Consider the following 21,580-nt stretch of genomic DNA (forward strand, 5'->3'; position numbering starts at 1 on the left):
ATAAAAAAACTCCTGCTATTAGTAGCAGGAGTTTTTCATATTCATTTTTCAGGTATTATCTGTTATAGCAATATTTCATATTGTATGCAGTTGCAAGTTTGTTTGCGGTGGTAAGGATAATATTCATTGCAATAAAAGGACCAATACCGCAAAGCAGAGCCCCAAACAGATACCACATCAAAACGGTAGTACCATTTTCTGTAATCGGAACGCCATATCTCATACCCGCTGCCTGGAAACGATTCTGAACTTTGTATAACCAATAGTAGGAATAGAAACCACAAGTCACAATGCTCAGTAAAAGATACATACCTAAACCGGCAGTTTTTTCCCCATCTTCAAAACACATGTCATTGGTGTCCTGTGCCAGCTTATAAATAAAGACATATCCATAAATACCGCAAGTAACAATTGTCAAAAGAATGTACATAAACAAAGAACGGTCGGTCTGAATCGGTCTGCGGGGCGCACCTGTAGAAGCATACGTCGGCTGATTATAAACAGGCTGACCATATCCGGGGTGACCGTAGGAAGTTGACGGACCGGGAGCATCCATTCTCGCACCACAACCGCAACAAAATACTGCGTCAGGAGCATTTTGTGCACCACAATGTTGACAGAATTTCATAAAATTTTTCCTCCAAAAAATTTTTTTATTGAAAAAGAATCCCGTCAGCGAAGTAAGTACATCAACAATCTGACAAAAATTCCATTTTCCGGTGTAAAATGCAGTATCGGACTTTTTACGATGAATAGCCGATACAGATAAGTGGCAAGAAAAGCCACAACAAAGATAACAGTTAATCCCCTTCTCAATTTCTGCTTATTTTTTAAATGTGCAACCAACAAAATCGGAAAGAACACAATGCAGAAAAAGATTAAAGGATGATAATACCATGCCATCTGAAAATCAAGGCACAATAGCGAAAATAACGCACGAGTCATGCCACAACCGGGGCAAGATATCCCCGTTATATAATCAATAGGACAGGGTAAATGAAAGAGATATACAAACACACAATAAATGAGAAGTACCAAAACTAACGAAAGCGGGCCTCGCACATCCGATATTTTAGAAAATAACCGTTTCATTCCAAAAACCTCGAAATTTGTATACCATGGTCATATTTTATCATTTTTATGCACTAATGTCAAGAAAAATCTGTAAAAAAATACATTTGTTCACAAAACTGTCAAATATCACAAAAGTTGCCTTAATTTCCTATGAAAAGTGAAAGAAAAGCGTTGCATTTGCAACGCTTTTCTTTTGTTTCGCTAATTTTTGAATCAATGCAATGATAGAGCAAGTCACTAATCTCCGCAGCCACCGCAACCGCCACAGCCACCGCAGCCGCCGCAACCTCCACAACTACTGCAGCTGCTGCAACCGCCATCGCTGTTATTTTTTGTTTGTGTACTACTGAATCTGGCTTTTGCAATCAGCACTGCACTCAGAAGCTCAGTGGCAGACGACACATTCTGAAAGTTTTCATAGTTCACTTTTTCGGGAAAATCACACAACACATATGCCCTGAGCAGTTTCTCGGATTCCTCACGACTTTTTCGGGAAACTGTTGTCAAATCAAATAATAGCGGTATCGTTTGATTCCCGGATGCTTCCTGCAATTTTTGGGTTATGGGATTCATCAAATACTTTTGAACCATTTTCTTTATATATTTATGATAAAAATATCCCATTGATGCTGTAACAATCGGCACAGCAACCATCCATACCAACAATAAGTGGGTGCAATCCTTACCGTTACGAAGCCCCAGATAAGTTTTGGATAACAAACCCATATAGGATAAAAAAAGTGAACCAAATGAAATACCGTAAAACAAGGTCTTTGTGCTTCTGATAATCTTGGAAGCAACAAAACCGCCATCGGAAGCACACTTAGGTTCAACCGTATTGTAATAAATCACATCAGTAACCCGTATATCATTTTCTTCTGATTTACCAGATTCTTTTTTAGCCTGACGCCGATAAATCCAGGAAAGCATTTCGTGACACAAAGGATTTTTTAATAAATATGTATTAAACTGTTCCTTTGAAACGGTATCCGGTATTTTTATGGTGCGAACCGTTTCCGCCTCATCCTGATTTTCGGATTGGTAAACCGCAACCGATGTTACAATCCCATTTAACATAGCATCGTACAGATAATAGCCTGAAATCTGAAATCTGTCATATCCGCGAAGAAGCATCATATCTTCATTGGAATAGGATTGTTCTTTCGCTTTGTTCAAACCGCTACGTAATATAAAACCGGCAGTTACAAATGCAAGCAAAGTCGTAATTGCCACAATCACCACTGAAGCAGTTCCCCACAAAGGAATAAAATTTACTCCCTTGATTCTACGAATGAACTCCGGCAAATTGAATACAGCAAGAAAGGCAACTGCCGTATTGCAAAGTTCCGAAATCAGTAGGCACCAAAACACAAACTGCTTCCCTTTTTTTCCGTACACTATCATCAGAGAAATAAAAACCGCCGATGTAACTAACCACAACCACAGATGAACAGCTGAATATTGGTGTAATAAGGAGCCTACCACCCCCATAAGAAAGCCGAATAAAACCAGACCGATTTCAATTAAAAATATCAAAAACGACACAGCATAGGTCTTTGGTCTGTTTCTGCAAACGGTCCCAATAAGCCATAAGGTAAACCAAAAAAGCACACCCACAATATAAACCACAATGAAATTGGACACAACGAAAAACACATCCGGACATTCCCGGAAATTCGTAATTCCAATCGTCTCCGCCATGATCAGAAACTGCGCCAGACATCCTAAAATAATGGTTGCAATCACCTGCAAGAAACGTCCGAAGCAACCGGGTTGTTTATTTTGAGAAGTGTGATGAAGGGCATCCTTAAATTTCCTCCAAAGGGATTTTTTTGTATTCGAATCCGAAGCTTGATTCCCCTGAACGTTTGAGGTCTTTTGGGAAGAAATAGAGTATCTGCAATCACACTCGTTTTTGATATTATTCCAAGAATAGGTATCCCCCGGATAAATTTTTGCAATATGATAAGTACCGTTTAATTCATCATACTCCAAAACGAGATAGGAAATTTTGAACGCATCACTACGACTGAGAAGAGAAAGGTATTCCCGTGGTGATTCACATTCGTAACGCAAGTCACCGATTTCCTCTCCGCAGGAGAAGGAAAAATAATGGCATACAGAACCGTCTGCCTTTTGTTCGCTTCCGTGTTCTCCGCCCGTCACCAACAACACAATGAAATGTTCACTTTTGGTAGCTTCCGTGCGAATCATTTCACGTGTAAGCTTAATTTTATCTACCATATTTTTCTCCTTTGTCAGTTAATCAATGAAAAATATTATATATTTGAAGGAAATCATTTGGATTATGAAAACCCAATTTGCTTCATATGATAATATAAATTTTTTATACTTTGCAAAAGCATTTCTCAAACGCCTGTAAATTTCTGCAAACGCTGAAGCTTCTTTTAATCGCAAATGTAACATTCTCAAAAGCGTTTCCATAACGTTCTTCTTTTAATACAGTTTTAAACGCTCTTGCAACGATTTCGGGTGGATTATTAAACACTCCGCATCCAAAAGCTCCTAATACAATTGCTTGCGTATCGTGTTCAATGGCAACTTCAAAAATATTTCTAATTCTTTTTTCGAATAAATGTTGCAAATCTTCGTCGTCAATGAAAGAATCACTATCAAAAAAGTATGGTGCTGCACATGACAAAATATCAATTTGTATCCAGTTTTCTGTATAAACTTGCTGAAAAGGCAAATTGGTTCTTTGAACATAATTTACATCTTCTTTCAATACAACGACATCGGGGGTATATATAATTTTATCCGATGCCCAAAAACGTTCTTGAAGGCCTTCTTTTCCGATTAACGAATTATGATAATCATAATATGCGGCGGCACAGGTTGATTTCAGGCAATGATACAAATTACTTGCTCTGCAAATATATTCTTCCTGTGCATTTGCGCCTCTTAAAACTCCGCCACCGGGTTCAATCGGATTAGCAAAATTTAAAACTGCTGTCTTCTTTCCTTGATTAACGTACTTTCTTGCAGTAAGCAATGTTAAATTCTCCTCAACTGTTAGGGTGCAGTCTTTATAATAAGGAGTCTTTTGAGAAACAAACTCTTCTTCATAAATAATTGTTTTATGAATCGATTTTTCTGTTAATTCTCTCAATTTTTTGTCCCTATGTATTCTATCCTGAGTATCATTAAATACTTCTATATTATTCATTTATACTCTCCCTAATTATTAGCGCTGATATAGCTATAATCCAACAATACCTGCTGTCAAAAAAAGCAGGTATTGTAAAAATCATTTTATTTAATAAATCTTTTGAATAAACCTGCCAATTCTTTGCCATGACAAGCTTCACAATGGGACTTGCTCACAGAAACCCGGTAAAATCAACGATTCTGCATTTTTCTCTCATTTTGCACACCAACTGCCAACCTTTTTCTTGCGCCCGCCACTTGAAGAAAACGGGCAAAAGATCAGCGGTTTTTAATAGTTTTAATTCCAAAATTAATACTAATTATTAATACATTCAATAAAATTGTTCATTAATTCAAATCCTCGCCCTTTAACAAAACCAATTTTTTCAATGCCAAGCATAGCCTTATTTTGTATTACATCAGAAAGTGTATTTTCGTCTTTGTTAAGCATGCAGTAATAGTATCTATCCCCGTCATTGCCCAAAACAATGCCGATAATTCTTGCTTCGTATACATCGTTGTTAACAGGCATAAAGCAAAGAGCAATCTTTTCTCCAGAAGAAAGTTTCATAATATCAGCATTCCACATTCCAGGATTTGTGTCATTTCTGCTTTTATCAACTATAGATGGGGTAAATCCCACAATTTGAGGCTGGTTAATAAATGTAACATATGCATTTGCAAAAAAATTCATTAAAGCCCCTGCATCGGATGAATTAACAATGTTTGTAAAGAGGTCATGGTTTTGACGAGTAATATCAAACACTGCTCCAGACACAAAATGTTCTGAAGGAGTTTTTTGACCCATACTTTGCAGTATCATTCTATAAATTTCTTCTTTTTTTGAGTTGGATGTAATGTTACTTGCCATAGGTGATGACTTCTTCTTGAAAAAATCAAACAAACCCATACTATCCCTCCTTTAAATTTATGATGAGAATATTATATCACACCCATCATAAAAAAACAATACCTGCTGTCAAAAAAGCAGGTATTGTAAAAATCATTTTATTTAAAAATTCTCAAAACATATCAATCAAAGCCTAAAGCAACTTCCCCAAACAGTTCTTGATATGTGCTATCATCTTCTTTCACACCTTCGCCTGCTACAGATGGATAGCATATGCCTTGAAGGTTATCAATTGCTGTATCCCAATGTTTTTCGTAAGGTGTCATAAACAAAATGGTATAGTTTTTGTCCATATAATTCCAGCGATTTATAAACTCTTCTGTAGATTTTGGAATTCCTTTACGATAATAAATCCTTACGTTGTCATCTCCGATTTGATTCGTGTTAGAATTTGAAAAAACCCAGATATATCTTCTTTTCTTGTAATTTTCACTCCATTTCGAATGTGCAGCATATGTCAATGCTTCTAAACCACATACATTTTCTGTAGTACCGGGTTGTATTTCAATACCGTTCAATGTTTTTAAAAAGAATTCTTTAGCATTTTTTAAATCAATAAAATCAGTTACTAATATTGTATCGTCTTTCTGTAACTCATAGCTATTAAAAATGATCAATCGTGCTCTGTAATTACCGATTCCATATATGCTTAACGGAGAACTGTTGGTATAACGGGTGATGATTTCAGGAATCCATTCTTTTACTCTGTCAAGGTGATTCTTCATGTTTTCAGAATTATCAATACAAAAAACAAGATCAACATCATACCCTTTTTGGAGTGAGAATCCGGACTTTTTGCCCTTTATTAACTTACCTTTTAAACTTGGATGTTTTGCTTTGATACCGTTGTCATATTTAAAGATACCCAACTCTTCATCTGTTTTCTGTTTCTCGCCTCCCAAACGTCCATACACTTCCTGTATTCTACGTCCATCAGAATCAAATACGGTAGAGATCACGGCTTTCGCTTTTTCTTTTTCTACCTCGTTTCCATTTCCGTCATGATAGAAACTTAAAATATATCCACCGTCTTCTAAATCAATTCTGTATCCATTATCCGGACCGGGGACAGCTTTTTTGGTTGTTTTCTTTTCTTCCTCGATTTTCGAAGGCGTTTCAAAAGTTACGTTCAAGCCCTTTAGATGAAGTTTAAGACATGCAATCTCGGATTGTCTATCTATGTACATAGATGGCGATAAATGCCTTCTACATATCTCACGATAAAGATCTTCTACCGTATGCGACATAAAATAATCATCCGAAATCGTAAAATCTACCTCAGTGCCATATCCACCATCGTCAGGTGTAACATGATGCCAAATTCTAATCCCTGAATTTCCATGTTTTGTAATTGAGTAATCCCAACCCTCGATCTTTACAAACATCAATAACACCTCTCCTTATCTCCGGGATAAACCTGCCACTTCTTTGCCATGACGAGCTTCGTCTCGTGCCGTTTCGAGCACAATATCGTGGATTAAATCAAGTGGAATTTTTTCAGGATTTTTCCAACCTTGTCGCCTTTGGGAAGCAATGCTACGTCATCTTCCTGCAGACCTTTTACCGCAAACAGACTTACCAGATAGAAAATACCGCCCACCACGATGGAAGCTGCCACTAAAACCAGACTGCTGCTGATATAATTTACCAGACACTGATAGCATAAAATGGCACCAATTGCTGTGGCAACCGCTGTGATAACAGGTTTTAAAATAAAGCTGGAAAATTCTAATTTCATGCCGGTGATACGTTTTAAATCATAGATATTTAACGCCATAACCACTATATAGCAAATCAAAGTACCAATCGGCGCACCGTTGATATGGATTGCAGGATTGGACACCAATAATAAGTTTACAATAACCTTTGCCACGCCACCGATAAACATATTTTTTACAGGCAACCATACATGTCCCCAAGCCTGCAAAATTGCATTACAAACCTGAACCATTGTGACAAACACAACGGCAAGCCCCATAATATTTAAGAGAAAAGAATGATTTCCATCGTGATATAAAAACTGTAAAATCGGTTTTGCTAAAGCAGAAATCCCTGCCGCACAAGGTACCGCAAATAAAATGGTAATTCTCAGAGCAGATTTCGCATTTTTGATAGCAGTTTGATTATTTTTCAATGCCAATGCCGCCGCAATGCTTGGCACAATAGAGATGGCAATTGCAGCAATAATCGTGGGAGGCAGATTAAACAATGCAATCGCACGGTTTAAATAACCGAACATGGAAAGTCTTTGGCTTTCGATATAACCTAAGCCATCCAGCTGATTCATAACCATTGCAGTATCAATAACAGAGGTTAAAGTGAACACTGACACCCCGATGGTGACAGGAATGGCAATTTTAACCAGTTTACCAAGTAAATTCTTAGAAGACGGAACTGTAGCCGATGCGTTATCTTTGGGGAATTTGCGGATGTTTACCATATTATAACACATCAGATATAAACAGCTGATTGCTGTACCGATGGTAACCCCTGCAATTGCGCCCGCAGAACCGACAGCATATTCACCGTAGGTCTGCATTGCGTAGTATGCCAGACTTAACCCCAATGCTAACTTAGAAACTGCTTCAATTACTTCGGAAACCGCGGTGGGAAGCATATTCTCCTGTCCCTGATAAAAACCGCGATAACTGCTTGCCAACGAAACAAAGAACAAGCTGGGTGCCATAAATTGCATCGTAAGACGTGCGCTGTCTGCACTGATCATAGCAGAAAAGCCTTTGGCAAAGAAAAACATTGCTCCTGCCGCTACCACCCCAACACAAAGGAGTAACCATTTGGAAATACGGAAGATTTTTCGCGCTTCCACATAATTTCCCTGTGCGGATGCTTCTGCAACCATTTTAGAAATGGCAACAGGAAGCCCTGCCGTGGAGATTACAAACAACCAGTTATAGATGGTGTATGATGAATTGTAAATCCCCATCCCCTCGGTTTTTAAAATATAAGTATCCAGCGGAATTTTATATAGAGCACCAATCACCTTAACCAAAATGTGGGAAATGGCAATAATAAATGCACCTATCACAAAGTTCTTCTTGTTTTGTTTCAATTTGCTCATCCTTTCCATCTGTTCGGAATTTTTTACATATCACTTAATTATACAATATTATAATAGGATTGGTCAAGTTAAAATGCAATTTTTATTATTTTTTCTTTGCATTTTTTCATATTTTTTAGATAAGTGCTCTATTTAGCTTAATTCTCTTAAAAAATTTTTTCAGATTTCGAATTTTTTTCAAAAAAAGTATTGACATTTTAAAAAAAGTATGTTATCTTATTAGTAACAATTCCGAATAAGAAATAATTGAGGTGATCAAAATGGCAACACCCCGTCGAATGACCAAACAAAAAGCTGCCATCTTAGATTACCTGAAACACTCCACACATCATCCCGATGCAGAATGTGTATATCAGGAACTTAAGAAGCAGCAACCCGAATTAAGCCGAAGCACGGTATATCGGAATCTTGCCCAGTTATCGGAAGACAGGATGATTGAAAAAATGGGACTCCAGGTTGAATCCGACCATTATGACGGCAACCGCTCCCCTCACAATCACTTCATTTGCAAAAAATGCGGAAAAATCTTTGATTGCGGCAAGGAAAACATCTCCACCGAGCAAGTGGAAGAGTTGGGCACCATCGAAACCTTTACCGTTTATTTTTACGGTGTGTGCCACGAGTGTGAAAAAGATGCGTAGCACTCTTTGTTATCAGTAAAAAAATACCCAATATAAGAAAAAAGCCAAAATGGCTTATAGGAGGAAAAAATTATGAAAAAATTTGTATGTTCTGTTTGCGGTTATGTTCACGAAGGCGAAGCGGCTCCCGCTAACTGCCCCGTTTGTAAAGTTCCCGCTGAAAAATTCAACATTATGGAAGCAGATGCTCCTTTAGCTGCTGAACACGAATACGGCGTATATGCAAAAACCGTAAAAAACAATCCCGACATTTCCGAAGAAGATAAAAAATATATCTTTGAACAGTTAATGGCAAACTTCAATGGTGAATGTGCAGAAGTTGGCATGTATCTGTGTATGGCAAGAATCGCTCACCGTGAAGGTTATCCTGAAGTTGGTCTGTACTGGGAAAAAGCAGCTTACGAAGAAGCTGAACACGCTGCAAAATTTGCGGAACTCTTAGGTGAAGACTTAGAACCCAATATGAAAGCTACCACCAAAGATAACTTAAAATGGAGAGTTGACTGTGAATACGGCGCAACCAAAGGTAAATTTGATTTAGCAAGCTGCGCTAAGAAAAACGGCTTAGATGCAATCCATGATACCGTTCATGAAATGGCAAGAGACGAAGCTCGTCACGGTAAAGGTTTAGAAGGTCTCTTAAGCAGATATTTTAAATAAGATAATTTTTTACAATACCTGCTGTTTTTGTGCGGCAGGTATTGATTTTTTGCGGTGAGTGTGGTATAATGAGAAAAATTAAGAATGGAAAAATGAAAAGAAATATGAAAAAGTTGGTATTAATTTTTATGGTGATAATGCTTGTTATCGGTGTTATAGGTTGTTCAGGTAATCATAATGTGTCTGACAATGGTCAAACAGTACAAACAACATCACAGGACGATGAAAATATCAAACAAGATCAAAGTGAGACAGCGGACTCTAAAGAGGAAATCTATCAAGATATAATGCAGGATGTTAGCGAAAAATCTCCGTCTGAACTTTTTGCATCAGGAGCAGTATTTGACATTACTCGTCAAAATCATGATGAATTTGTAAAAATCGTCAATTTGAGCGATGCGTTGGCGTTACAGAAGTTTTTTACAAATGCATATACTACATTTTGTAATGACCCACAAGTTGTAGGCTTTGCCCCATCTATGGTTGATAAAAGTCGAAATGATACATCTCCTGCAACGTGGAATACTGATATTATGACGCTTTCTTCGGGAGAGATGGTTGCGCTTTGTTTCATGCCAATTAACAATGATGTACATGAAGCGAGAATTATTGGTATTGTTTTGGGCGATAGTGGCGACGAATATTATTACTGTATGCTCGACAAAGATGAAGATGTATCTTCAGATGTAATGCAAAATAAGGCTATGCTCGGCATCGAAAAAATTGGTGAGGTTAAAGGACGAGGTTTTGAATTGATGAATAATTTTGTTGAATGTATTGACAACAATTAGTATTAAATTTTGAATTAAAATTATTAAAAGAAACTGATTTTATTACAGCTACTCTCAAATGGTGAGCGCAAGAAAAAGGTGGGCAGTTGGTGGGCAAAATGAGATTGAAAATCACAGAACCCTTGATTTTACTGGGTTCCTGTGAGCAAGTCCCATTATGAAGCTCGTCACGGTAAAGGTTTAGAAGGTCTGTTAAAAAGATATTTTAAATAAGAACGAACAATCCACGGGGATTTGGCCATTAAAAAACCGAATCCCCTCCCAATACATAGAAAGAGGTGTTTCCAATGACTGAAAACTACACTATTTGCAATTGTAAACAAGTATCCTATTTTGACATTATGGATGCATTAGAAAAAAACAACAAATTCAATGACGTACTGGAAGCATTTGAAGGCGTTCAGAAAGTGACCCACTGCTCTACCGGGTGCGGCGGTTGCTACCAAAAAGTATTGGACGCAATCTCTCAGATTATGACCCCGTAATGAAACAATGATTATCTTACAATTAGTATGATAAAATAAGTAAAAAAAAGATGTCCTTGCGAAAAATCATCGACATTAGAAACAATCCTATTTTAATAACATTAGAATGATTGGAAGAAATACCAATGAAATTAAAAACAATTGCATTGCTTTTGATGATAATGATTACCTCTTCCCTGCTGTTTGGTTGCTCTCCCCAAGAAATTGAGCAAAAGCTGGAAGCTATGGAAGATTCCTTCGACCAACGCATTGATCAGATTGAACGTGACGCGGAAGAAAACATCCCGGCTAAAAACCAATACTCTGCAAATTACACTCCTGTCCTCACTCCTGAGGAAGCGCAGGACATTGCATTAAAGCATGCCGGTTTTACCGCTGATCAACTCACCAATTTATATTCCGATTTGGATTTTGATGAAGGCATCCACCATTACGATGTTCATTTCTACCGGGATACTATGGAATATGAATACGAAATCAATGCAGATACCGGTGAAATCATATCCTTTGAAAAGGATAATTAATCAATGGTATTCTAGCAATAATATTTCATTTTACTACCATAAAATTCTTGTCAACCTCCGCCTCCGTTTAGGGTGGGGGTTGATTTTTTTGTAGAAATATGATATAATGGTGTTTATTGTGATAAAAAAGAATGAATCATTCTGCAGGAAACGTACCGAAAATCAACGATACAAAACGCTCTATGCACAGGTATCACAAAATGATTTCAGCGATCTCACAAACATACGTTACACAGTTTTCAACGACAGGAGGTTTTTTAGAAAAATATGAAGAAATTACTCTCATTACTTTTATCCGTATCCATTCTTTTATCAGCAATCTGCATCACATCCGTCAGTGCTTCCGGTGTGGAAGATGCAATCCGTTCCAGAATCGAAAAATTGTATGAATTGTTGGGTAATACATATTTTACCACTGACAGACAAAGTGCAGGAAATGCAGAAAGCCGTTGCTTGAACGCCAATATCATCAAACAGCCCTGGTTTCAGGAAATGTTTGGTGTCACAAATTTATCGGTTAGTCAGTTCCCGGGTTCCCCCAGAACGTACCCGGAAGCGTATTCCTGCTCCGGCTTTGCCTCATTCGCAGGGTGGTACATCTTTAAAAACTCCAACACCGATTTCATTAAAATCAATAAATTGGACAAAATGGAATTAACTGCTGAAAATGTGTTAAACTATGCCAAGATCGGCGATATCATCAGTTTATCCGGTACCAAATCAAACGGTGGTACTGCAGGCCATGAAGTGATTTTTATCAGTGCAGACGAAACCGGTATGGAAGTGTTGGATTCCAACTGGGGCAACAGCTGTAAAGTTACCATACATAGAATTAACTTTTCCTATTGTTCTCACTTCCAGATTGGTCGTGTCACAACCTATAATGACGTTGCCTACGATGATATCTATGCCGGTATCACAAATGAGGATATTTATATCGATGAATCCCATTATAATTCTGCAACAGACATTACCGATTCACAAAAGTGCGGTGACCAAGCAGTCTGGAGCTTCTCTGATGGTGTATTAACCATCAGTGGTTACGGTATGATGTATGACTATGCAACTCCTTGGGATACCCCATGGTACAATTTCCAGTCTGCCATCCGACACATCATGATTGAAGAAGGTATCACCTACATCGGAAACAACTCTTTCAGTTGGCACGGAGCCGCTTCTTATAACGCAATCAATATTGACGAAATTGTAATCCCATCTACCGTGGAAGGACTCGGAGAATATGCCTTCTCCTATATTTTCGGTGTAGATACCGTATACTATAATGCCAAAAATTGTTATTTTGACGGATACACATTAGATCCCGCCATCAATAATTTCCCCAAAGGTAACAAACTGGTTTTAGGAGAAACCGTACAAAGCATCAACGCAAATGTTTGTTACGGCGGCGCCTTTGACGAAATTGTATATGTGGGAGGACGGGATTCCATTACAATCGACTTAACCGGAAACGAAATATTTGCTGAACCAACCGCCGAAATCACAGTAACCGTGAACGGACAAAAGCTGGTCTTTGACCAACCTCCGATTCTCCAGGATGGCAGAACCCTGGTTCCTGTGCGTGCAGCTTGTGATGCCATGGACGTTGGTATCCAATGGTTTGGCGTAGAACAAAGAATCATTTTAACGAAAAACGGTAAAAAATTCCATATGCAAATCGGAAAGAAAGAATATCTGATGAATCAAATCTCATATGGCGCTTTTGATGTGGCTCCTCAGATTATCAACGACAGAACACTTCTCCCCATCAGAGTCATTGCTGAATTCTTCGGCTATGATGTGGGATGGGATGCCAATACAAAAACCGTAATAATCCAATCGAGATAACCGTAACTACACGATAAGAAAGGAAAATACTATGAAACGATTTTTAATACTGATGCTGACTTTTTCTTTAATATTGACAAGCGTACCGACTACAAGTTTGGCTTCCGGCGTCTACTTTACAGATGTACCAACCGGTGCATGGTATTATCAGGATGTCCACAATGCAGTTGGCCAGGGATTAATTAACGGTAAATCTGAAACAACCTATGCTCCGGAGGACAACTTAACTTGTGCAGAAGCAGTGAAATTAGCATCCTGCATGCATAAATTATCCACCGAAGGAAATGTCAATTTTGAACCGACTGTTCCTTGGTATACATCTTTTGTGAATTATGCAAAAGAAAATAATATCATCACCAAAGATTATAATTGGAATTCTGTCATAACTCGTGCTGAATACATGGAAATTTTTTCAAAAGCACTTCCAGCTGAACAATTGCCTGATATCAACAATGTGGAAGACGATGCAATTCCTGATGTGCCGATGACTCATCCCTTGTCATCTTCTATTTATAAGCTGTACCGGGCAGGTATTGTGCAAGGAAATGACAGTTTATACAGTTGCAATCCTGACGACAATATCAAACGTTCTGAAGTGGCGGTAATTTTAACCCGTATGATGAATGTTGCTGCAAGAAGAACCTTTAGCGTTACCATTCCCGAATACAGAAAGTTATACCATACCGGTTATGCAGCATATGATGCGAAAATCTATGAATACTATCAGGCAATGGCTGCGGATGAAAACTTTTTTAACAGTTCGGATTGGAGTGCTATTAATGATTTAATGGTTTATTATGCCAGACAAAACAACGGCACATTATACTATTCTCTTTGCGATATCAATACAAACGGCGTTCCGGAGTTAATTTTCTCCAACGGAACAGGTTTCATTGACATTTATACCTTAAATAATGGAAAACTTGTAACAATTTTTGAAAACTGCTATTTTGGAGAAAGAAGCAGACTTCATATTCTGGCAGACGGAACCTTGCTGAACGAAGGGTCTGACAGTGCTTTTGGCAGCTCCTGCTGTTTTTATCAACTGAATGCAGACAATACTTTAACGCAAACAGAAGCATACTATTGCGATACAAATGGTCCTACTTATATGACACAAGTCGGATACACTTATATCAGCACAAATGAATATGTAGATAAAGTAAGTTATTACTTATCTTACTCCGTTTTTAATGCTTTAGACTGGAAGCCTTTTGCAGATAAACAAACCATTCTCAAAAAAAGCTATTATGATTCTGCTATGATTGCAATGGCAAACTCCAATTATCTGCAAGCGGTGGAACAGCTCAAAAAAGCGGAAGGCTATCTGGATGCCGCTACAATGATACTGGAATGCTATTATCAATACGGCAAAAAACAGATGTCTTTAAACTATACCACAACCGGTATCGAGTATCTTTCTAAATGTAACGGTTATAAAGATGCCAATGAAATTCTGAAGGCTTATTACTACGAAGAAGGCGTGGATGCTTTCGAAGACTACATTGCAATTTTCCCACAATATACATTCACACAAAATGTGACGAATGCTTACCAAAAAGTTTTGGATACTCTCACCTTATGTAAGGATTATAAAGACAGCAATCGTTTACTGCAGATTGCCGAAACGTTATACAGTGCATGGTATAATATGGATGCAGCATCTAACTTTAAAGCGTCCTTTGGCGGAATGAACGTATCTGTCACAAATGACGCTGTAACCATCACAAAAGACTGTTTCATTTCAGGCAGCGACAACTCCTTGGATTTAACATTTCATCCCGAACAACCCGGTTTTACCGCAAAGCTGAAAGATATGTTTTCATATTCTATAAGAAGTTATAATGAAGTTCTTATCCTTTGCGCATTGGTTGATTTGTTTACCGATGTGGAACAAACGGAAGATTTAGCCATCAAACTAAGTGATTCCGATGAGTGGTCTTCCAATGGAACAACCGAATCTTTCTCGATGAATTACGGAGGATATCAGATTGAAATTGATGTTGACACAACTAACCGATACTCTTTAGATTGTGTCATCTCCGTAACAAAATAACAGTCTAAAAAGTTCCTTATAAACACACTAAAAAAAGGTTGATGTAATCAACCTTTTTTTTCATACTCCAAACATTTTTTCATTTTTTTCAAAAAAGTATTGACAACTTATAATCATTGTGATATAATCAATTTGAAAATAACAGAAAGGAGATATTCTTATGGACCCAATTACAAAAGAAACAAATGGAATGAAATCCATTGTTCAAGAAACAAGTTCTCCCCTTCAAACAGAAGAACAGTTTCTAGCTTCCTATCGGATTGAACAATATGACAGACCTTCTGTGGCGACTGATGTAACAGTATTTTCCATGTTTGCAAAAGAATCAGACTGTCATAGAAAAGATTCAGAACCCGAACTTTCCATTCTGCTTGTAAAACGTGGAGAGCATCCGTTTTTCAATCAATGGGCATTACCGGGAGGTTTCCTGCGAGCTGACGAAACTGTAGAAGCCTGTGCAATAAGGGAAACGAAAGAAGAAACCAATCTTTCCCCTGTAGCAATGCTTCCGGTTGGCGTATTCAGCGAACCAAACAGAGATCCCAGAGGTAGAATCATCTCCCATGCTTTTGCAGCTATCATCAGTGAAAAAGAAGTGAAAATCTCAGGTGGCAGCGATACAAAAGATGCAAAATGGTTTTCCGTCTCATTTGAAGAATCAAGTGATGGTTGTTACACCCTAACCCTCTCTCAAGAAGAAGCCACATTAACAGCAGAATTAAAAGAATCGCAAAACACATTTGGCAAAAAAACTTTTGAAATCATCACAAACAACGGTCTTGCCTTTGACCACGCAAAAATCATTGCAACCGCTTTAACCGAACTTCGGAAAAAAGCAGATAACAGTGACCTGGCTTTTGATTTCTTACCGGAAACCTTCACCTTAGCAGCTCTGCAAAAAGTGCAGGAAACATTATTGGGCATCTCACTTCTCACCGCCAATTTCAGAAGAAAGGTAACCCCCTTACTGGAGGAAACCGAAGAATACACCGAAGGTGCAGGTCATAGACCGGCAAGACTGTTCAGACGCAAACAGTGATATTGGTGAAGCGTATGAAAAACTTTTTAAAAACTGAATTAACCGGATGGAAAGTGTGGGAAGTGTGCTGGCTTGTTATCGCCATTGTCATCATCTTAGCACTTTCCCTCTACTGGCAGGATACTCCAATGGGAATCATTTCAGCAACCACCGGAGTTGCCTGCGTGGTATGTACCGGAAAAGGAAAGCTTTCCGCATACATATTCGGTTTAGTAAACAGCATTCTGTATGCAATCATTGCTTATCAATCCACCTATTACGGCGAAACCATGCTGAATGCAATTTACTACGTACCGATGCAATTTGTAGGCTTCTTCATCTGGGCAAAAAATATGAATCAAGAAACCAAGGAAGTAAAAAAACAACATATGAAAGTCACAGGCAGACTGTTGACATTGGGAGCAATTATTCTATCGACTGTGTTATACGGATTAATTTTAAAAGCGATGGGTGATGCAATGCCATATGTTGACAGTTTCACCACAGTATCCTCTGTGATTGCAATGATTGTTTCTGTAAAAATGTATTCCGAACAATGGTGGATCTGGGTGGGAGTGAACATTTTTACCATCTATATGTGGTGGACAGAATTTGTCATCGGCGGTGATAATATTGCCACTCTCTTAATGTGGTGTGTTTACCTGATAAACTCTGTGATGATGCTTATCAAATGGGAAACGGAAGCAAGAAGGAAGGTGTAATCCATGCGCTATAAAGTGGGTATGTATGGCGGCTCCTTCGATCCCCTGCATATCGGACATATTCACGATATGATAAGAGCAGCTGCCATGTGTGAAGAACTCTATATTATGATCAGTTGGTGCCAAGGAAGAGAATCCACTTCAAAAGAACTTCGTTATCGTTGGATTTATAACAGCATCAAACATTTACGCAATGTCAAACTCATTATGATTGAAGACAAAGCAGTATCCAAAGAAGAATATAACACTGATTACTATTGGGAAAAAGGTGCAAAAGATATTAAAAATACGATTGGAAAGCCCATTGATATCGTCTTCTGCGGAAGTGACTACAAAGGGACCAACCGTTTCGAAAGCTTATATGAGCCGGAAAGTGTTGTTCATTATTTCGACAGAACGGAAGTTCCTATCAGCTCCACCGAAATCAGAACCTGGGCATTGGACCATTGGGATTATATTCCCGGGGTATGCAAATCACATTATGCAAAAAAGGTACTGATTGTTGGCGGAGAAAGCACCGGAAAATCCACGTTGGTTCAAAATCTGGCTTTGGCATATAACACAAATTATGTAACAGAAGTTGGCAGAGAAACCTGCGAATACGCAGGTGGTGAAGATTTAATGCTTGCAGAAGATTTATACGAAAATTTTCTTCGGCAGAAGCTTAATACTATGGAAGCGGCAAAACATTGTAACAGAATCGTTTTTGTGGACACTGATGCTCTTACCACTCTGTTTTACAGCAACTTCCTACTGGAAGGCGAAAATGAAAACATTAAAATTTGTACAAAGTTTGCAGAAGCAATTTCAAAAACAAACATCTGGGATCTGGTGATCTTTTTAGAACCGGAAGGCACCGTTTTTATCCAGGATGGAACCAGAAACGAAAACATCAAACAGGAACGCAAAAAATTCAGTGACCAACTGAAAAGCTTTTTTCAAAAGTACCAAGTTCCTTTTGAAAGCATCAGTGGAGATTATTTAGAACGATTTAACAAAACCAAAGAACTCATTGAAACAAAACTCAATCTAACAACAAAATGGTAAAGGAGAAAACAACATGAAAAAATTATTAATCGTGGTAGACATGCAAAAAGATTTTGTGAACGGTGCATTAGGTTCTAAAGAAGCTGTTGCCATTGTAGACAATGTGGTAAACAAAATTGAGAACTTTGACGGCGATATTATCGTAACATACGACACACATCCCGAAAACTATATGGAAACTCAGGAAGGAAAAAATCTGCCCGTCCCCCACTGTATCAAAGGAACAGACGGCTGGAAACTGGATGTCAAAGTGCAGGCAGCGGTTGACAAAAAAACTTACAAAGCCATTGAAAAACCCACTTTTGGTTCCACCGAACTTCCCGAATATATCAAAGCAAACTACAATCCTGACGAATTAGAAATCCAGCTCATTGGTCTTTGCACTGATATCTGCGTGGTATCTAATGCCCTCTTAATGAAAGCGAACTTTTTAGAAACCAAAGTAACTGTGGATGCAAGCTGTTGCGCCGGAGTAACTCCCGATAGCCACAATGCAGCACTCACCACAATGAAAATGTGTCAGGTTCAAGTGATTGGAGAATAATTATGATTAAATTAAATGATACTGTTGTAAATATCGGACATTTTCCGGATGGAACAATGCTCTTAAAACAGGATATTCCGGAAGCGGAAAAAATAACAATTTCCTGGTTTTACGAAAATGATACGGAAATGATGGCGCTGATTTACCTCACAAATCATCTGAAAGCGCACCAAAAAGAGCAAATTCATCTGTATCTGCCCTATATTCCAAATGCCCGTCAGGACAGAGTGAAAACCAGCGAAGATGTGTTCACCTTAAAATACTTTGCCGGAGTGATTAATTCTTTAGGATTCAAAACCATAACGGTCTTAGACCCGCATTCCAGCGTCAGCGAAGCTCTCATAAACAATATTATTATTGAAAAACCCACCAAACTCATTGAAAATACCATTGCCAAAATCACAGCAGCAGAAGGAGAAGCACCTTCTATGTTTTATCCCGATGAAGGAGCAGGAAAACGCTATTCCGGTATGATTCCCCTTCCCTATGCATTCGGTATCAAAAAACGTGATTGGGCAACCGGTCAGATCAAGGGACTGGACGTAGCAGGCGACGTAGATAATATTCAAGGTAAAAACATCCTGATTGTGGATGATATTTGTTCCAAAGGCGGCACTTTTTACTTCTCGGCGAAAAAATTAAAAGAACTGGGGGCAAAAAATATTTATCTGCATATCACCCATTGTGAAAACACCATCTTCGACGGTGACCTGCTAGAAAGTGGTCTGATTACAAAAATCTATACCACCAACAGTATTTTAACGAAAACACACGAAATGATAGAAATTGTAAACTTATAGGAGAAAAAGAAAATGAGCAATGCAATTAACCCTATGTTGCTGTGCGACTTTTATAAAACTGTACACAGCGATATGATTAACCCCAAAATGACCAAATCCATGTCCTATTACACGCCCAGAATGAGCCGTGTAAACAGATGGGACAAAGTGGTAATGTTCGGCGTGCAGATGTTCTGCAAAACCTGGCTGATTGATTATTTTAACCAATATTTCTTTGAGCTTAGCGAAGAAGAAGTGGTAGAAGAATACACCAGAGTGCTGGATGCAACTTTAGGAAAAGGGATCTACGGAACCGAAAAAATCAGAAAACTGCATCAGTTAGGATATTTACCGATTGAAATCATTGCGCTTCCCGAAGGGACCATGGTTCCTGTGCACGTGCCTATGTTTGGCATCACCAACACTCACGACGATTTCGCTTGGTTGCCTCAGGCGTTGGAAAGCTTGATTTCTGCAGAAATGTGGTATCCCCAAATTACTGCAACCGTAGGCAAAACCTACAGAGATATTGTCAATAAATACTATGCGGAAACCGTAGACGACAATGTGCCCAGAGCAAAAGCGTTAGGTGCTTTTGACTTCCGAGGAGATATGTGTGTGGATGCAGCATTAAAAGCAGGTGCAGGCTGGTGCTTATCCTTTTTAAATACCGCTACGGTTCCTGCAATTCCCTACTTGGAAAATATGTTTAACTGCGATTGTACCAAAGAGCCGGTGGCATACGGAGCAGTTTCTACCGAACACTTTGTAATGTGCTCCAACTATGCAGTGGACGGCGACGAAATCACCTTCCTTCGCAAAATGCTCACCGAATTATATCCCAACACCAGCTTCTCCTGTGTGCTGGATAGCTATGATTACTGGAACGTAATTGATAACATTCTGCCTCAACTTCACGATGAAATTTTAGCTCATAATGGCTGTATGCTGATGAGAGGTGATTCCGGAGACTGTGTAGAAGTAGTTACCAAAACCGTATTCAAGCTGTGGGACCAGTTCGGCGGAACTGTAAACTCCAAAGGATATAAAGTGTTGGATCCTCATGTAAAAGCTATTTATGGAGACAGCATTACCGTACAGCGTTGCGAAGAAATTTATGAAATCTTAATGAAGGAAGGTTTCGCTTGCTCTAACGTGGCTTTAGGTGTCGGCTCCTTCTCCATGCACTGTATTGAAGAAGACAATATGTTAAAACCTTTCACCAGAGACACCTTCTCTTCCTGCATCAAGGCTTGTTATGCAGAAGTGGACGGAAAATGCTACCCCGTTTTCAAAAATCCCAAAGACGGTGGCTTTAAAAAGAGCCAGAAAGGTCTCTGCTATGTGTATGAAGAAAACGGCGAATTAAAATACAAAGATGAATACACTTCCAAAAACATTCCCGAAGGAAATCTGTTGGAAACCGTATTTAAAGACGGAAAAATGGTAAAAGATTATACATTGGACGAAATACGTCAAAAATTGAATGGTGGTGAATTTTAATGTTTGATGCAAAAAAAGTGAAAAATGACTGTGTAAAATGGATTCAGAATTTCTTTGAAGCAAACGGAAAAGATTGTAATGCGGTAGTTGGAATTTCCGGCGGAAAAGACAGCTCCATTGCGGCAGCTTTGTGTGTGGAAGCTTTGGGAAAAGATAAAGTTGTGGGAGTGTTAATGCCTCAGGGTGAACAGCACGATATCGACAAGGCTTATGAACTTGTTAATCACTTGGGAATCCGTCATTATGAAATCAATATCAAGGATGCGGTTGACGGCATCTTAGAAAACTTTCCAAAAGATTTAGAACCCACTTCTCAAACTGTTCAGAATATTCCTCCCAGAATCAGAATGTCTACCCTGTATGCAGTATCTCAGAGCGTAAACGGCAGAGTATGTAACACCTGTAATCTGTCGGAAGACTGGGTTGGATATTCCACCAGATACGGCGATTCCGTGGGTGATTTTTCTCCGCTTTCCAATCTGACGGTAACCGAAGTAAAACAAATCGGATATGAATTAAACTTACCCAAAGATTTGGTAGATAAAATCCCTATTGACGGTCTTTGCGGAAAAACTGATGAAGAAAATTTAGGGTTCACTTATGCGGAACTGGATATTTATATCAGAACCGGCAAAATTGAAGATCAGGCGAAAAAAGAACTGATTGACAGAAAACACAAAATGAATCTGTTTAAATTGGAACTGATGCCCTGCTTCAAACCGGAGGTATAATCC

21 protein-coding genes and 1 pseudogene are annotated in these 21,580 nt (G+C 38.6%); 14 read left to right on the forward strand and 8 right to left on the reverse strand.

The features are described 5' to 3' along the window. Positions 1 to 55: 55 nt before the first annotated feature. From E7413_03180 to E7413_03215, 8 genes and pseudogenes are all read right to left on the reverse strand, one after another. Positions 56 to 628 (reverse strand): DUF4234 domain-containing protein, encoded by a 573-nt coding sequence (locus tag E7413_03180; GenBank protein MBE7018865.1) that lies wholly within the window; start codon positions 626 to 628, stop codon positions 56 to 58. Between the two features lie 44 nt (positions 629 to 672). Further along, positions 673 to 1,092: a DUF2752 domain-containing protein gene (locus E7413_03185; GenBank protein ID MBE7018866.1), complete on the reverse strand. Its 420-nt coding sequence runs from the start codon at positions 1,090 to 1,092 to the stop codon at positions 673 to 675. A 219-nt stretch (positions 1,093 to 1,311) separates the two neighbouring features. After that, positions 1,312 to 3,318, reverse strand: a complete 2,007-nt coding sequence (locus tag E7413_03190) for a hypothetical protein (protein ID MBE7018867.1) — start codon at positions 3,316 to 3,318, stop codon at positions 1,312 to 1,314. A 103-nt stretch (positions 3,319 to 3,421) separates the two neighbouring features. Then, entirely contained in the window at positions 3,422 to 4,261 is an 840-nt protein-coding gene (locus tag E7413_03195; GenBank protein MBE7018868.1) for a TIGR02452 family protein, read from the reverse strand. Between the two features lie 297 nt (positions 4,262 to 4,558). Continuing rightward, positions 4,559 to 5,152 (reverse strand): hypothetical protein, encoded by a 594-nt coding sequence (locus E7413_03200; protein ID MBE7018869.1) that lies wholly within the window; start codon positions 5,150 to 5,152, stop codon positions 4,559 to 4,561. Positions 5,153 to 5,274: 122 nt separating this feature from the next. Then, a complete protein-coding gene (locus E7413_03205) occupies positions 5,275 to 6,537 on the reverse strand; it encodes a VWA domain-containing protein (protein MBE7018870.1) in 1,263 nt (420 codons plus the stop codon). A gap of 15 nt (positions 6,538 to 6,552) precedes the next feature. Next, positions 6,553 to 6,639: pseudogene (locus E7413_03210) on the reverse strand (NADH peroxidase). Continuing rightward, positions 6,630 to 8,240, reverse strand: a complete 1,611-nt coding sequence (locus E7413_03215) for a polysaccharide biosynthesis protein (GenBank protein MBE7018871.1) — start codon at positions 8,238 to 8,240, stop codon at positions 6,630 to 6,632. Before E7413_03215 ends, E7413_03210 begins: the two are co-directional and overlap by 10 nt. 251 nt (positions 8,241 to 8,491) lie before the next feature. Here E7413_03215 and E7413_03220 point away from each other — a divergent pair, with 251 nt between their 5' ends. From E7413_03220 to nadE, 14 genes are all read left to right on the forward strand, one after another. Further along, complete coding sequence (locus tag E7413_03220) at positions 8,492 to 8,872, forward strand: transcriptional repressor (protein ID MBE7018872.1); 381 nt, start codon at positions 8,492 to 8,494, stop codon at positions 8,870 to 8,872. Between the two features lie 72 nt (positions 8,873 to 8,944). Further along, entirely contained in the window at positions 8,945 to 9,532 is a 588-nt protein-coding gene (locus tag E7413_03225; protein ID MBE7018873.1) for an NADH peroxidase, read from the forward strand. 68 nt (positions 9,533 to 9,600) lie between these two features. Beyond that, complete coding sequence (locus tag E7413_03230) at positions 9,601 to 10,323, forward strand: hypothetical protein (GenBank protein ID MBE7018874.1); 723 nt, start codon at positions 9,601 to 9,603, stop codon at positions 10,321 to 10,323. A 287-nt stretch (positions 10,324 to 10,610) separates the two neighbouring features. Beyond that, the gene (locus tag E7413_03235) at positions 10,611 to 10,808 is read left to right on the forward strand and encodes a (2Fe-2S)-binding protein (GenBank protein MBE7018875.1); all 198 of its coding nucleotides are present in this window, start codon (positions 10,611 to 10,613) and stop codon (positions 10,806 to 10,808) included. A gap of 125 nt (positions 10,809 to 10,933) precedes the next feature. Next, positions 10,934 to 11,332 (forward strand): hypothetical protein, encoded by a 399-nt coding sequence (locus E7413_03240; protein MBE7018876.1) that lies wholly within the window; start codon positions 10,934 to 10,936, stop codon positions 11,330 to 11,332. Positions 11,333 to 11,599: 267 nt separating this feature from the next. Further along, entirely contained in the window at positions 11,600 to 13,177 is a 1,578-nt protein-coding gene (locus E7413_03245; GenBank protein MBE7018877.1) for a hypothetical protein, read from the forward strand. 31 nt (positions 13,178 to 13,208) lie between these two features. Continuing rightward, positions 13,209 to 15,233 carry an S-layer homology domain-containing protein gene (locus tag E7413_03250; GenBank protein MBE7018878.1) on the forward strand — a complete coding sequence of 675 codons (2,025 nt, stop codon included), beginning with the start codon at positions 13,209 to 13,211 and terminating at the stop codon, positions 15,231 to 15,233. 190 nt (positions 15,234 to 15,423) lie between these two features. Further along, positions 15,424 to 16,272, forward strand: a complete 849-nt coding sequence (locus tag E7413_03255) for an NUDIX hydrolase (GenBank protein MBE7018879.1) — start codon at positions 15,424 to 15,426, stop codon at positions 16,270 to 16,272. Positions 16,273 to 16,286: 14 nt separating this feature from the next. Continuing rightward, the gene (locus E7413_03260) at positions 16,287 to 16,973 is read left to right on the forward strand and encodes a nicotinamide mononucleotide transporter (GenBank protein MBE7018880.1); all 687 of its coding nucleotides are present in this window, start codon (positions 16,287 to 16,289) and stop codon (positions 16,971 to 16,973) included. Positions 16,974 to 16,976: 3 nt separating this feature from the next. Beyond that, the gene (locus tag E7413_03265) at positions 16,977 to 18,020 is read left to right on the forward strand and encodes a nicotinamide-nucleotide adenylyltransferase (GenBank protein MBE7018881.1); all 1,044 of its coding nucleotides are present in this window, start codon (positions 16,977 to 16,979) and stop codon (positions 18,018 to 18,020) included. 13 nt (positions 18,021 to 18,033) lie between these two features. Further along, positions 18,034 to 18,564 (forward strand): cysteine hydrolase, encoded by a 531-nt coding sequence (locus E7413_03270; GenBank protein ID MBE7018882.1) that lies wholly within the window; start codon positions 18,034 to 18,036, stop codon positions 18,562 to 18,564. A gap of 2 nt (positions 18,565 to 18,566) precedes the next feature. Continuing rightward, entirely contained in the window at positions 18,567 to 19,364 is a 798-nt protein-coding gene (locus tag E7413_03275; GenBank protein MBE7018883.1) for a ribose-phosphate pyrophosphokinase, read from the forward strand. Between the two features lie 12 nt (positions 19,365 to 19,376). Beyond that, positions 19,377 to 20,846 carry a nicotinate phosphoribosyltransferase gene (locus tag E7413_03280; GenBank protein ID MBE7018884.1) on the forward strand — a complete coding sequence of 490 codons (1,470 nt, stop codon included), beginning with the start codon at positions 19,377 to 19,379 and terminating at the stop codon, positions 20,844 to 20,846. Next, a complete protein-coding gene (nadE, locus tag E7413_03285) occupies positions 20,846 to 21,577 on the forward strand; it encodes an NAD(+) synthase (protein MBE7018885.1) in 732 nt (243 codons plus the stop codon). Before E7413_03280 ends, nadE begins: the two co-directional genes overlap by 1 nt. The last annotated feature ends 3 nt before the right edge of the window (positions 21,578 to 21,580 follow it).

Source organism: Oscillospiraceae bacterium, from assembly GCA_015068645.1.
Lineage (GTDB): Bacteria > Bacillota > Clostridia > UMGS1840 > UMGS1840 > SIG452.

What these genes read in the sequence shown, in the direction of transcription:
- E7413_03185 (MBE7018866.1), bottom strand. Translation starts at nt 1,092, where the DNA reads ATGAAACGGTTATTTTCTAAAATATCGGATGTGCGAGGCCCGCTTTCG.
- E7413_03225 (MBE7018873.1), top strand. Translation starts at nt 8,945, where the DNA reads ATGAAAAAATTTGTATGTTCTGTTTGCGGTTATGTTCACGAAGGCGAA.
- nadE (MBE7018885.1), top strand. Translation starts at nt 20,846, where the DNA reads ATGTTTGATGCAAAAAAAGTGAAAAATGACTGTGTAAAATGGATTCAG.
- E7413_03180 (MBE7018865.1), bottom strand. Translation starts at nt 628, where the DNA reads ATGAAATTCTGTCAACATTGTGGTGCACAAAATGCTCCTGACGCAGTA.
- E7413_03250 (MBE7018878.1), top strand. Translation starts at nt 13,209, where the DNA reads ATGAAACGATTTTTAATACTGATGCTGACTTTTTCTTTAATATTGACA.
- E7413_03220 (MBE7018872.1), top strand. Translation starts at nt 8,492, where the DNA reads ATGGCAACACCCCGTCGAATGACCAAACAAAAAGCTGCCATCTTAGAT.
- E7413_03195 (MBE7018868.1), bottom strand. Translation starts at nt 4,261, where the DNA reads ATGAATAATATAGAAGTATTTAATGATACTCAGGATAGAATACATAGG.
- E7413_03280 (MBE7018884.1), top strand. Translation starts at nt 19,377, where the DNA reads ATGAGCAATGCAATTAACCCTATGTTGCTGTGCGACTTTTATAAAACT.
- E7413_03270 (MBE7018882.1), top strand. Translation starts at nt 18,034, where the DNA reads ATGAAAAAATTATTAATCGTGGTAGACATGCAAAAAGATTTTGTGAAC.
- E7413_03205 (MBE7018870.1), bottom strand. Translation starts at nt 6,537, where the DNA reads ATGTTTGTAAAGATCGAGGGTTGGGATTACTCAATTACAAAACATGGA.
- E7413_03255 (MBE7018879.1), top strand. Translation starts at nt 15,424, where the DNA reads ATGAAATCCATTGTTCAAGAAACAAGTTCTCCCCTTCAAACAGAAGAA.
- E7413_03245 (MBE7018877.1), top strand. Translation starts at nt 11,600, where the DNA reads ATGAAGAAATTACTCTCATTACTTTTATCCGTATCCATTCTTTTATCA.
- E7413_03190 (MBE7018867.1), bottom strand. Translation starts at nt 3,318, where the DNA reads ATGGTAGATAAAATTAAGCTTACACGTGAAATGATTCGCACGGAAGCT.
- E7413_03200 (MBE7018869.1), bottom strand. Translation starts at nt 5,152, where the DNA reads ATGGGTTTGTTTGATTTTTTCAAGAAGAAGTCATCACCTATGGCAAGT.
- E7413_03215 (MBE7018871.1), bottom strand. Translation starts at nt 8,240, where the DNA reads ATGGAAAGGATGAGCAAATTGAAACAAAACAAGAAGAACTTTGTGATA.
- E7413_03240 (MBE7018876.1), top strand. Translation starts at nt 10,934, where the DNA reads ATGAAATTAAAAACAATTGCATTGCTTTTGATGATAATGATTACCTCT.
- E7413_03230 (MBE7018874.1), top strand. Translation starts at nt 9,601, where the DNA reads ATGAGAAAAATTAAGAATGGAAAAATGAAAAGAAATATGAAAAAGTTG.
- E7413_03265 (MBE7018881.1), top strand. Translation starts at nt 16,977, where the DNA reads ATGCGCTATAAAGTGGGTATGTATGGCGGCTCCTTCGATCCCCTGCAT.
- E7413_03235 (MBE7018875.1), top strand. Translation starts at nt 10,611, where the DNA reads ATGACTGAAAACTACACTATTTGCAATTGTAAACAAGTATCCTATTTT.
- E7413_03260 (MBE7018880.1), top strand. Translation starts at nt 16,287, where the DNA reads ATGAAAAACTTTTTAAAAACTGAATTAACCGGATGGAAAGTGTGGGAA.
- E7413_03275 (MBE7018883.1), top strand. Translation starts at nt 18,567, where the DNA reads ATGATTAAATTAAATGATACTGTTGTAAATATCGGACATTTTCCGGAT.